At 66.0% G+C, this 11,601-nt stretch carries 11 protein-coding genes; 6 read left to right on the plus strand and 5 right to left on the minus strand.

Going from position 1 to position 11,601, the window contains the following annotated elements; translation table 11 throughout:
- Window positions 1–13: 13 nt before the first annotated feature.
- Window positions 14–886: an alpha/beta fold hydrolase gene (locus NRB20_RS23125; RefSeq protein ID WP_153412441.1), complete on the minus strand. Its 873-nt coding sequence runs from the start codon at window positions 884–886 to the stop codon at window positions 14–16.
- Window positions 883–1,884 (minus strand): VOC family protein, encoded by a 1,002-nt coding sequence (locus NRB20_RS23130; RefSeq protein WP_153412443.1) that lies wholly within the window; start codon window positions 1,882–1,884, stop codon window positions 883–885. The genes NRB20_RS23125 and NRB20_RS23130 overlap by 4 nt, the downstream gene beginning before the upstream one ends.
- A gap of 341 nt (window positions 1,885–2,225) precedes the next feature.
- Between NRB20_RS23130 and NRB20_RS23135 the strand changes: the two genes are divergently transcribed.
- The 3 genes from NRB20_RS23135 to NRB20_RS23145 all read left to right on the plus strand — a co-directional run bounded on the left by NRB20_RS23135 (window position 2,226) and on the right by NRB20_RS23145 (window position 5,369).
- Window positions 2,226–3,824 carry an FAD-dependent oxidoreductase gene (locus tag NRB20_RS23135; protein ID WP_153412445.1) on the plus strand — a complete coding sequence of 533 codons (1,599 nt, stop codon included), beginning with the start codon at window positions 2,226–2,228 and terminating at the stop codon, window positions 3,822–3,824.
- On the plus strand, window positions 3,824–4,801 hold the full coding sequence (locus tag NRB20_RS23140) for an alpha/beta hydrolase (RefSeq protein WP_153412447.1): 978 nt from the start codon (window positions 3,824–3,826) through the stop codon (window positions 4,799–4,801). Before NRB20_RS23135 ends, NRB20_RS23140 begins: the two co-directional genes overlap by 1 nt.
- A 100-nt stretch (window positions 4,802–4,901) precedes the next feature.
- Entirely contained in the window at window positions 4,902–5,369 is a 468-nt protein-coding gene (locus tag NRB20_RS23145) for an SRPBCC family protein (protein WP_153412449.1), read from the plus strand.
- Here NRB20_RS23145 and NRB20_RS39655 read toward each other — a convergent pair.
- The gene (locus tag NRB20_RS39655) at window positions 5,326–5,826 is read right to left on the minus strand and encodes a DUF4254 domain-containing protein (RefSeq protein ID WP_153412451.1); all 501 of its coding nucleotides are present in this window, start codon (window positions 5,824–5,826) and stop codon (window positions 5,326–5,328) included. The genes NRB20_RS23145 and NRB20_RS39655 overlap by 44 nt on opposite strands.
- Window positions 5,827–5,909: 83 nt before the next feature.
- Between NRB20_RS39655 and NRB20_RS23155 the strand changes: the two genes are divergently transcribed.
- The gene (locus NRB20_RS23155; protein WP_153412453.1) at window positions 5,910–6,413 is read left to right on the plus strand and encodes a DUF5753 domain-containing protein; all 504 of its coding nucleotides are present in this window, start codon (window positions 5,910–5,912) and stop codon (window positions 6,411–6,413) included.
- Window positions 6,414–6,417: 4 nt separating this feature from the next.
- Entirely contained in the window at window positions 6,418–6,807 is a 390-nt protein-coding gene (locus NRB20_RS23160; RefSeq protein WP_153412454.1) for a DUF397 domain-containing protein, read from the plus strand.
- 140 nt (window positions 6,808–6,947) lie between these two features.
- Here NRB20_RS23160 and NRB20_RS23165 read toward each other — a convergent pair whose 3' ends face one another.
- Both NRB20_RS23165 and NRB20_RS23170 read right to left on the minus strand, forming a co-directional pair.
- Window positions 6,948–8,453, minus strand: coding sequence for an MFS transporter (locus tag NRB20_RS23165; protein ID WP_153412456.1), 1,506 nt, complete (start codon window positions 8,451–8,453; stop codon window positions 6,948–6,950).
- 224 nt (window positions 8,454–8,677) lie between these two features.
- On the minus strand, window positions 8,678–9,946 hold the full coding sequence (locus tag NRB20_RS23170; protein ID WP_319945295.1) for an amidohydrolase family protein: 1,269 nt from the start codon (window positions 9,944–9,946) through the stop codon (window positions 8,678–8,680).
- Window positions 9,947–10,149: 203 nt separating this feature from the next.
- Between NRB20_RS23170 and NRB20_RS23175 the strand changes: the two genes are divergently transcribed.
- Window positions 10,150–11,574: an aldehyde dehydrogenase family protein gene (locus NRB20_RS23175; protein WP_319945296.1), complete on the plus strand. Its 1,425-nt coding sequence runs from the start codon at window positions 10,150–10,152 to the stop codon at window positions 11,572–11,574.
- The last annotated feature ends 27 nt before the right edge of the window (window positions 11,575–11,601 follow it).

Here is an 11,601-nt window from a genome sequence, read left to right on the forward strand (position 1 = left end):
CGACGAGCGGAACTCAAGCCGCACTGTCCCGGGTGAGGAATTCGATTGCCACCCGCTCGAATTCGGCCTTGCGCTCGACCTGGATCCAGTGCCCGCAGCGAGCGAAGGTGTGCAGTTCGACCTCCGGCAGCAACCGGTTCGCGACATGCGCCCCGTCGTAGGGCAGCATCCGGTCGTCACGGCCCCACAGCATCAGCGTCGGGGTGGTGAAGCTCTGCGCGCGGGTCCACAGCGGGGTGTAGTTCGCGCGCCGGGCCGGATCGAACATCGAGCCGAAGATCTGCTTCATCCGCGGGATCACGCCCTCGGCGGTGGCGTTGGCCATGCGCTCGTCGACGAGTTCCTCGGTGATCAGCTCGCGGTTGCTGACCATGGTCTCGATCCACGCGATCATGCCTGCGCGACTTGGTGTTTCGAGGAATTCGAAGAGTCGCTTGAAGCCCTCGCTCGGCTCTGCGCCGAAGATGCCGACCGACAGTCCGCCCGACCCCATGATCGCGATCCGCCGTACCCGTTCGGGATACAGCGCGGCCAGCTCGGCCGCGACCGCGCCGCCCATGGAATTGCCTATGAGCGAGACGGTTTCGATGCCGAGGTGATCCATCAGCCGCGCGATCCAGCGCGCCGCCGCCAGCGTGTACACCTCACCCAACTCGGGCAGTTCGGACGCGCCGAAGCCCGGCATGTCCGGCATGATGGTCCGGAAACGATCCGCGAAGACCGGCAGGTTGTGCCGGAAGTTCGTCCAGGCGCTCACGCCGGGTCCGGAACCGTGCAGCATGATCAGCGGCTCGCCGGTCCCGGCCTCGTGGTAGTTGAGCGTGAGACCGTCGATTTCGACTGTGGCCCTGGTGGATTCGTAGGTCAGCTCCGCGGTCGCGGTCATGCGCGCAGTCCCGCCGACGGCGTGGTCTCGAGGAACTTCGCCCCCGGGCCGACGTCCAGCACGTTGCCGTACCAGGTCTGGCCGTACTCCGCCTCCAGCGGCGTCCACTCGATCTCGGGGAAGTCCGGATCCATGATCTGGTATCCACCGGAATACAGCTCGACCCGGTGGCCGGAGCCCGGATCGTGGATGTACAGGTACATCGCCTGTCCGATGCCGTGTTTGCCTGGGCCGGCGCCGAATTCGATGTCGATGTCCTTGAGTTCGTCGGCGATGCGCAGCACGTCGCTGTAGTTCTCGATGTTGAACGCGACGTGATGGAAGCGGCCGTTGGTCTCGTCGGGGCTGATGCCGATCGCGATGTCGTGCGACTGGTGCGTCACCGACAGCCAGGAGGCCATCACCGTCTGCGGGGCCTGCGGCACCATGATGTACTCGCGGCGCTTGAAGCCCAGCGCCTCGCGCAGCCAGCCCTCGGCCTGGTTCACGGTGCTCGGGCCGGTCTGCACGTTGAGGTGGTCCAGGCGGCGCACGCCCCAGCCGCGACGGCGTGAGCTGTTGGTCGGCAGCTTCGAACGCAGTTCCTCGGGCGCGAGCGGCTTGTCGATGTCGTAGTACAGCTCGACCGGGTGCTCACCGCCGGGAATCAGGAAGCGGATGGCGGTGCCGCGCCCGGTCTCGTGGCCCGCGGGCAGCTCGAGGACCTCGACGTCGGATTCGGTGAGCTGCTTGTGGAACAGCTCGACGTCCTCGGGCCGGCGAACCCGGAAGCTGTAGGTGTTCACCTGGGCCTGCGCCTGCTGGGTCAGAACCAGCGAATGATGCGTGAGTTCCTGGTAGCCGCGCAGGTAGGCGACACCGTCGGACTGCGCGGTGACCTCCATGCCCAGCAGGTCGCGGTAGAACTTCAGCGAGCGCTCGAGATCCGGGGTGCCGAGGTTGATACCTGCGGCGTGGGCGATCTGTGGGCCCGGATCGTAGTCGCGGGAACCGGCCATGCGAGTTCTCCTTCGAATCGGTGAATGCGTGCGAATCGGTGAATGCGTGCTGGCACGCCAGTCTGGGCACCCGCCGCGCACCGCACCCGGGACTTTCCACACACCGGAACCGCACCGCCGCCGACGCGAACCCCGCTGCCCGGCAACGCCGCAACCGCGCGTTCTCCCGCTCAGCGGAAACGCGTCCGCGTCCGGGCGCACGCCCCCGGGAGACTTTCTCGAATTCCGGACTGCCGACGCGGTTCGCCGTATGCGTCCCATCCGGCCGAACCACGTCCGGGCCCGCTGGGCCGCATCCGAGCCGTGAAAATCGCGAGCCGTGAAAATCGAAGGAGATGGTCATGTCCGCTGTCGAGGAAACCTACGACGTCATCGTCGTCGGATCCGGAGGAGGACTGGTCGGCGCGTACGCCGCCGCGTCCCGGGGTCTGCGCACGCTGGTCGTGGAGAAGACCGACCGATTCGGCGGCACCGTCGCGTATTCCGGTGCGGGACTGTGGTTTCCGGGTAGTGCGCCGTTGCGGCGGGCCGGGGTTTCCGATGACGTGGAACCCGCGCGAACGTATCTGCGCGATATCGTCGCGGACCCCTCGCGCGAGGCGCGGCAGGACGCCTACCTGGCCACCGCGGCGCGGTTGATCGACGAGCTCGAGCAGAATCCGTCGTTCGGGCCGTTCGAATACGGCCCGGTGCCCGACTATTTCAAGGGACGTCCCGGCGCGACGGCCGAGGGGCGCACCATCTTCCCGGTGGAGATCCCCGCCGCCGAACTCGGTGAGCTCGCCGCGCTGGTTCGCGACAACATTCCCGTCGAACGTCATGGGCAGGAACGCAATCCGGTCCTGGTCGGTGGGCGCGCCCTGATCGCCCGCGCCCTGCGCGCATTCCTGGACACCGGTAACGGTTCCTATCTGCTGGAGACCGCAGTACAGGGGCTGATCGTCGAGGACGGGCGCGTGGTCGGCGTGGAGGCGGTGCGCGGCGGTGAGCAGCTGCGCATCCGGGCCGCGCGCGGGGTGATCCTGGCCGCCGGTGGTTTCGAACGCAATCGCGAACTGCGCGAAAAGCACGGTGTCGCACCGTACAACGGCGACTGGTCCAACGGCGCGCCCGGCAATACCGGCGATGTGTTGCAGGCTGCCGTCGCGATCGGCGCGGCCACCGATCTGCTGGACGAGGCGTGGTTCATCCCCGGCCTGGTCCAGCCGAACGGACAGCCCATCTTCCACACCGGTGTGCGCGGCGGGTTCTGGGTGAACGGCGCGGGTGAGCGGTTCATGAACGAGGCGATGCCCTACGATCAGGCCGGTCACGAGATGTTGCGGCTGCACAAGTCCACCGGCGTCCCGCACATTCCCGCGCACTGGGTGTTCGATCAGCGTCAGCTGGACCGGGACAGTTTCGGCGGCGATCCGGCGTTGCCGCCGCGGCCCGAGTGGTTCGAATCCGGTGCGTTGCGCAAGGCGGACACGTTGGAGGAGCTCGCCGAGCTCATCGCGGTGCCGATCGAGAATCTGCGCAGGACCGTCGCGGAGTACAACGAGGCCGCGGCCGAGGGTGTGGACGAGAAATTCCACCGCGGTGAGGGCGCCTGGGACGGAATCCACGTCCACGTCGTGGGTTTCCCCGCCGGGCAGCCGATGAACTACGTCACCGGCCCGAACACCGACGCCCCCAATCCCCTGCTGCCGCCGCTGGATACGCCGCCCTACTACGTGGCGACCATCGTGCTGTCGGACATCGGCACCAAGGGCGGCTTGCAGACCGACGAGAACGCCCGCGTCCTGCGCGAAGACGGCGCGGCGATCCCCGGCCTCTACGCGTCGGGCAACACCATGGCCGCGATGTCCGGCCGGGTATATCCCGGGGCCGGCACCCCGATCGGCTCCAGCCTCGTATTCTCCTATCGAGCCGTCCTCGATATCACCGGAGCCGAATGATGACCGAGAATCCCACCGCGAGTTACGCTTTCGATCCCGAACTCGCACCCTGGATTCCGTCGCTGCCGGTCGTCGACATCACCGATGTGGTGGCCGCGCGGGAAAGTATCCGCGCGATCATCGCGAGCATGCCGAAGCCGCCGACTCCGGAGACCGTGACGATCACCGATGTCGCAGTCCCCGGGCCGGAGGGCGCGCGGGAGGTTCCGGTGCGGGTGTACGCGCCGACCGACCGGAACGGGCTCCGCCCCGCGCTGCTGTTCATGCACGGCGGCGGATTCGTCATGGGCAGTCTGGATTCCGAGCACACCGGCTGCGTCCGGCTCGCCGACGAACTGGGCGCGGTAGTGGTGTCGGTCGACTATCGGCTGGCACCCGAGCACCCATTCCCGGCGGGGCTGCTGGACTGCTATACGGCTCTGGAATGGCTTGCCGCACAGGCTGATACGTTGTCGGTGGATGCGGCCCGCATCGGCGTCTGCGGGGCGAGCGCGGGCGGCGGCCTGGCCGCGGGTGTGGCGCTGCTTGCCCGAGATCGACAGGGTCCACCCCTGCGCATACAGGTCTTGCAGTTCCCAGAACTCGACGACCGCATGAACTCGGTATCAATGCGAACATTCAGCGATACCCCACTCTGGAACCGCCCCAACGCCGAACTCAGCTGGAAGTACTACCTGTCCGCCCCCACCCCCGAACTGGACATCACCTACGCCGCACCAGCACGAGTCGAGGACCTCTCGGGCCTCCCCCCGACATTCCTCTCCGCCTGCGAATTCGATCCCCTACGCGACGAAGACCTGCACTACGCCCACCACCTCCTCGAATGCGGAGTAACCGTCGAATCACACCACTACCCCGGAACATTCCACGGCTCATCGATCGTCGCCGAAGCCGCGGTAACCAAACGCATGTACGCCGACTACCTCGGCGCACTACGCCGGGGACTCGGCATAACCACCGAAACAACCACGGCCTGAACATGATTCACCGAAGCGGCCCCGAACCAACACAGGTTCCGGGACCGCTTCGCCGTTCATCGGACCCACTCCAACCCACCGAAATGTTGGTACGGTCACGATGAGCGCAGAGGAGACGATCATCGCCACCATCACCGAATCCACGGTCATCGCCGCAACTCCCGCGCAGGTGTGGGCGGCGGTGCGGGATGTGGGGAGCGTGCACGAGCGACTGTTGCCCGGCTATGTCGTGGACACGCGGATAGAGGGGGACATCCGCTATCTGACCATGCCTTCCGGCGCGGTGATCCGGGAATACATCGTGTCCGTCGACGACGAGACGCGCCGCCTCGCCTACTCGGCGGTGGAGGGTTTCACCCTGCCGATCGATCACCACCACGCCTCGTTCCAGGTCTTCCCCGACGAGGCGGGCGCGCGACTGGTATGGATCACCGACGTACTGCCGCACGCGGCCGCAGCGGAGGCGCAGTTGCGGATCACCCGCGGGCTGCACGTCATGCGCGAGACCATCGAGGCGTCGACACTCACCGATCAGCCTCGATCGGACCGCCAGGGGTTCCTGCCGTGAAGTCCGGGACTTTTCTTACGCCCGTGTGTATTTCGAAGGCCAGGTCGGAGTAGGCGAGGGAGATTTCGGAGAGGCGTTGCCAGAGATAGTGGCGATTCGGTTCGGGCACACCGTGTTTCAGGGCTGCGTGGGCTGCGGTGGAGAATTCGGCGATGCGGTCTATGACCATGCCTACGGTCTCGGAGTGTAGGTAGGCTGCGCCGAATGGTTGGGGCTTGTTTGCGGATACCCAGCAGTCGATCTCACGAACCAACTCCGTTCGCATCCGATCGATAGCCGAAATCGCCTCCGGCGCAACAACACACCGCGACCTATGGAGTCTGCCGAGTTCGCACGCGGCCAACAACACCGGATGCGGCAGGATCGTTGTGCCCGCGCACGCTTCCAGCAGCATGTCCCGGGACGGGAGACGGGGCCTCATCGGCCCACCACTTACCGACGCAACCTGCCCGATCATCAATAACCCCCAGACTTGTTTCGTGTTGTCGCAGAACGCTTCCGAGCGCCTCGGTTGTGACTGGCACCACACACAAGATAGGCTTGCGCAACCTCCTGCAAACCAACGAGTACGCCCACGCGCTGATCTCGTCGGACACCACTTTCATCCCGCAGGCCCAGGTCAAACAACGCGTCGATGTCCGCATGCGCCGCCAGGAACGCCTCACCGACGACGAGCCGCTGCACCTCAAAGCCGTTGTCAGCGAAGCAGCCCTGCGGCAGAAGATCGGCGGAACGGACGTCCTGCGCGGGCAACTCGAGCACTTGGCAGACCTCATCGATCATCACCCGACGATCGACATCCGCTTCATACCGTTCGATGCCACGGGCGGCATTCATTCCGGCGCGACTTTCTACCTCCTGAGCTTCCACAGCACGTTGCTTCCCACGATGGGATGGTACGAATCCCCCGGCCCCTCCGGTCTGCTCGAAGACGCGAACTCCGTTCAGTCGCTCGAGGTCAGCCATGAACTCGCCGAACACGTCGCACTCAGCCGAGAGGACTCGCGGACTCTGATCGAGGCGCAATTACGTCGGATACGCTGATTCGATGAGCACTTCCCAGGACGCCTCGGTACGCACGAACCGATCGGATTGGTTCAAGTCCAGCTTCTCCAAGGACGCTACGAGCTGCGTCGAAGTGCGATTCGACGGCGGCGCGGTGCTCATCCGCGACAGCAAGTACCTCCGCGACCCGGCCAACGATCCGGCACGTCAGCCGGTGATCAGCGTCCACATCAACATGTGGTCGCAATTCCTCTCGAATGTCGTTGAGACAGAACCGAACCCGGCGAACTCGGTCCCGTCCATCGGGCGAACGACCGACGGCGGAGCAATCGTGCGGGATGCGCACGGCACGGCGCTCGTCTACACGGCCGCGGAGTGGGACGCCTTCACCGCTGGCCTCCGGGCGGGCGAATTTTCCCTGGTCAGCGCCTGACATACGGCGGCACCCCGGCCCGCTGCCGGTGGCAATCGACGAGGTTGTCGGGTTGCGGACCAGCGATTATGCGGCGAGCCGGGGTGGGGCCGATCAGCGGGTTCGGGGCAGAACCCGGCGGGGTGCGAGCAGGGGGATGCTCAGTGCGCGAGGACGGGGGCGTCCTCATCGCCCGACGTATCGGTGGGCACGCCGACGCGCTCGATGCGGCGGGGCAGGCCGAGGGCGGCGAGGGCGCCGATCACCGCGCCGACCGTGCCGATCAGGAAGGCCACGCGGTATCCGGCGTCGGTGTAGAGGGTGGCGCCGTGGGTTACCTCCGCAGGGATCGGGGCGCGGTAGGAATTGTTCAGGACGGTGAAGACCAGCAGGGTCACCACCGAGGAGATGATGCTCTGGATGGCGTTCACGACACTCGAGGTGGTGGCCTGTAGTTGCGGGGGCACCGCTTCGATGAGGATGTTCGGGATCGACGAATAACCCAGGCCGATACCGATTCCCGCGACGCCCATGAACACCATCAGCAGCACCTTGCTGTCGTGCTGCACCGCGATGAGCGCGAAACCCACTGCGAGGATGAACAATCCGACCGCCATCAGCACGCGCGGGCGGATGTTGCGGCGGCCGATCAGCATGCCGGTGAGCATGCCGGCGAGGATCACCGTGATGCTGTTGGGCGTCTGGTAGAGCGCGAATCCCTTTGCGTCCACACCGAATCCGTAACCCAGGTGCAGTGCGGCGGGCGTCATGATCACCATCGGCAGCAGGACCGTCAGCAGGGCGCTGCCGCCATAGCAGAACGAGGAGGCGATCGCGGTCAGGAATACCGGACGACGACGCAGCACATGCAGATCGATCAGCGGTTCGGCGACCTTCATCGCGGACACCAGCCAGCACCCCAGCAGCACCACGCCACCGATGAGATACGCCAGCGTCGACCCGTTCGCCCAACCCCAGCTCGGCCCGAAACTGATCGCGACCAGTACCGCGGCAATACCCGCACCCAGCAGAATCGCACCCGCCCAGTCGATCCGGGACCGCAGGCGCACAACGGATTCCGGCGTACTGAGCAGAATCAGCACCCCGAACACCACCAGCGCGACCGCGAAGAACCAGAACAGACTCCGGAAACCGAACGAATCGATCAGCCAGCCACCCAGGAACGGCGCGGCAATGGCGATCAGACCCATTCCGGTGGTACACAAACTGACCGCCAATGCGACGGTCTTCCCCGGGAAGATATCCCTGATCAGCGAATAACTCAGGAACACCGCCGAGGCCAGGAATCCGGTCAGACACCGCCCGAAGATCAGCACCCCGAAACTGGGCGCGAGCGCCGAGATCAGCGATCCGACAGCGGAAACGGCCACACTCCCCAGCAGCACCTTGCGCTTACCGTAGACGTCGGCGAGCTTGCCCAGCACCGGCCCGGTGATCGCCCCGACCAGCAGGAACGCGGTGATCAACCACGCGCCCTGCGCCGTGCGGAAATGCGCCGAGATCGAGGGAATGGCCATCGAGACCATGGCGTAACTGACCGCCAATATCTCCAGCAGCAGCATCATCGAGACCAGCGAGACGACCAGCCGCGGCGTCCAGCCTCCGTCGCTACCGGGTGAATCGCCTTGTGTGACAACGTTGTCCATTGCCGATGTCCTTTCGAGCGGAATACGCCCCGCGATGGTGGGCAACGGAACGTAAGCCACATCACAGCCTGCCCCCGATCGGCATCCCCGCCGACCTTCCACTCACCGGAAACTCGGCCCCTCGGCTCATGCCGCGAAACCGTCCGCGCCGCATTTCCGCTCAGCGGGACATGACCGCGGCCCCGGGGAATCTCTCCTCCGGGGCCGCGCGAACAGGCTGTAACTCAGGCGTGCACCGGGGCCTTCTTCACGCTCTTGTCGAAGCCGACGACATCGGCGAGGGTGCTGCCCAGGATGACGGCGCGTTCCTCGTCGGGGACGCCGCGGAAGTTGAACTCGATGCAGTCGCGGCTGCCGCGGAAGGTGCCTTCGGCGTGCGGATAGTCGTTGCCCCACATGATCGTCGACAGTCCGGTGATGTGGCGGGCCTGCACCGCGACCGGGTCGTCGGCGAACTGGACGTGGATCTGGCGTTGCAGATACTCGCTGGGCTTCAACGGGTAGGGCCAGCGGCCGTTGACGGCGAACAGGCGACCCATGGCGGGCTGATCGTTCGCCGGGCGCGAGTCGTCCCAGAAGCCGAGCCACCAATCCGCGTCCTGACCGATACCGGTGCGCCAGGACTTGTCCGTCATGCCGACGAACGAAACCAGCCATCCCGCACCGAATTCGGTGAGATTGAACTGGAGATCCGGGAAGCGCTCGCACACCCCGCCACCGATCAGGGAGGCGATGATCAGCTGCGGACTCGCCGAGGCCGTGTTGCCGCCGCCCATGGTGCGGCCCGCGACCATATCGTCGGTGAGCTGGCCCTTGCCCATGTTCATCGCGGTCATCAGCCCGCGCACGGTGGTCGCGGTCTCGGAAACCTGCTCCTTGACGTACACCCCACCGGTCGCGACGTGGAAGAACACCGCGAGACCGTGCGCCTGGGCCGCGGCCCAGATCGGGTCGTAGTCGCGCGACCAGTACGGCATCGGCGGCGTCTCCGGCAGCAGGATCGCCCGGATTCCCATCCGCGCGATCCGCTCGATCTCCGCGACCGCGTCCGGCACGTCGGTGAGCGGGATCGCCGCGGTGGGACACATGCGATCCCGGTACGGCAGATAGCGTTCCACCACATAGTCGTTCCACACCCGCGCGTGCGCCATGGACAACTCATGATCGTCGGTGAACAGCACGAACAGCGACAGATTCGGGAACATCACCGAGGCGTCGACACCGTCGAGATCCATATCGCGGATGATGTTGTCCGGATCGCCGTCGGGAGTGCGGCCGCCGGTCTGCCGGTACTTGGAGATGGTCCAGCCGTCGAAGCCGATGGTGTGCAGCTTCTTGAACTCGGTGTGCCCGCCCGCCACGATCGGCTCGTCGAGGGTGAACTCCTCCTCCCACAGCGCGCGCTCGCGCATGCCCCTGGGCAATCTGGTCTTGAACAGGTCCACCGGCTCGATGATGTGCGTGTCGCCGGAGACGACGAAATACTCCGCCACGAGGTACTCCTGGTTGTGATCGGTTCGGACCCGGCGCGAGCGCCGAGACTCACCGTCAGGGTATATCTCTAATACTCATTTACGCCACGACACGTGAAACATGGGTCGTATCTCGACTTATATTGCCACGGATAGTTCGAATCACGAATATTAAGTACCCTTATTGTTTGACATGAGGTACGCCCGAGGGTATTTCTGGATCCGTGGCAACCACCCAGTCCTACGTCGGCGGCCGGTCGATCGCATCGGCCGAGTCCTATCCGAACATCGACCCGGCCACGGGCCGATCCCTCGGCGATGTGGCCCGCGCGGGCCACGACGAGATCGACCAGGCCGTCCGGGCCGCCCGCGCCGCACTGCGCGACTGGCGTCGCACCGCGCCCGCGCAACGTTCGGCGATCCTGAGCAGCATCGCCGACGCCCTCGACGCGAATCGCGAACATCTCGCCCTGCTCGAATGCCAGGACACCGGAAAACCGTTGAGCCAGGCCAGAATCGACGCCGAGGTGTCGGTCCGGTACTTCCGCTTCTACGCGCACGCGATCGACAGTTACTACGGGCACACCATCCCGCTCACCGACGATCTGCACGCCTACACCCGGCGCGAGCCGCTCGGGGTGACCGGACATATCGTCGCCTGGAACTACCCCATGCAACTCGCCTCCCGCGCGGTCGCACCCGCCATCGCCGCGGGCAATACCGTCGTGGTCAAACCGGCCGACGAAACGCCCCGCACCGCAGTGGAATTCGCCCGTCTGGCCGTGGAGGCGGGGTTGCCGCCCGGCGTGTTCAATGTCGTGCCGGGGATCGGGGTGGAGGCCGGGGCGGCGCTGGCCGCGCATCCGGGTATCGACTCGATCGGCTTCGTCGGCTCCACCCGGATCGGTTCGCTGATCGCGCACGCCGCGGCCGATCGCGTGATCCCGGCGGTGCTGGAACTCGGCGGCAAATCGCCCCAGATCGTGTTCCCCGACGCGGATCTGGCCAAGGCGACCACCTTCGTGGTCAAGGCGATCCTACAGAATGCCGGTCAAACCTGTTCCGCCGGTTCACGATTGCTGGTGCACGAGTCGGTGCACGACGAACTCGTCTCGGCGATCGTCGAACGTTTCGGGCAGGTCGGCATCGGCCCGGGAGTGCAGGACCACGATCTGGGACCGCTCGTCTCGGTCAAACAGCAGGACCGGGTGCGCGCCCTGGTGCAGGGCATCGAACGCGGTGAAATCCTGTGCGGCGGTGGCATTCCCGACGACGAGCGGCTCTCCGGCGGCGCGTACTTCACCCCCACGGTGATCGACGGCGTCGATCCGGCCGCGACCATCGCGCAGGAGGAGATCTTCGGCCCGGTCCTGACTGTCAACACCTTCACCGACGAGGACGAGGCCGTGGCCCTGGCCAACGGCACCGACTACGGCCTGCTGGCCGCGGTGTGGACCCGCGACCTGTCCCGGGCGCACCGCCTCGCGGCCGACATCGTCGCCGGGCAGGTCTACGTCAACACCTACGGTGCGGGCGGCGGCGTCGAACTGCCCTTCGGCGGCTTCGGTAAATCCGGGTACGGCAGGGAGAAGGGTTATGAGGCCCTCGACGCCGTCACCGCGACCAAAACCGTGGTCGTCGCGCTGTGAGGTCCACCGATCGCCCACACGACCGGG

Origin of the sequence: Nocardia macrotermitis (assembly GCF_009604405.1) — a bacterium.
In the GTDB taxonomy this organism is placed as follows: Bacteria; Actinomycetota; Actinomycetes; order Mycobacteriales; family Mycobacteriaceae; genus Nocardia; species Nocardia macrotermitis.

Excerpts from the sequence above, each read along its gene's own strand:
- NRB20_RS23135 (WP_153412445.1), top strand. The coding sequence starts at position 2,226 with ATGTCCGCTGTCGAGGAAACCTACGACGTCATCGTCGTCGGATCCGGA.
- NRB20_RS23140 (WP_153412447.1), top strand. The coding sequence starts at position 3,824 with ATGACCGAGAATCCCACCGCGAGTTACGCTTTCGATCCCGAACTCGCA.
- NRB20_RS39655 (WP_153412451.1), bottom strand. The coding sequence starts at position 5,826 with ATGATCGGGCAGGTTGCGTCGGTAAGTGGTGGGCCGATGAGGCCCCGT.
- NRB20_RS23145 (WP_153412449.1), top strand. The coding sequence starts at position 4,902 with ATGAGCGCAGAGGAGACGATCATCGCCACCATCACCGAATCCACGGTC.
- NRB20_RS23125 (WP_153412441.1), bottom strand. The coding sequence starts at position 886 with ATGACCGCGACCGCGGAGCTGACCTACGAATCCACCAGGGCCACAGTC.
- NRB20_RS23130 (WP_153412443.1), bottom strand. The coding sequence starts at position 1,884 with ATGGCCGGTTCCCGCGACTACGATCCGGGCCCACAGATCGCCCACGCC.
- NRB20_RS23160 (WP_153412454.1), top strand. The coding sequence starts at position 6,418 with ATGAGCACTTCCCAGGACGCCTCGGTACGCACGAACCGATCGGATTGG.
- NRB20_RS23165 (WP_153412456.1), bottom strand. The coding sequence starts at position 8,453 with ATGGACAACGTTGTCACACAAGGCGATTCACCCGGTAGCGACGGAGGC.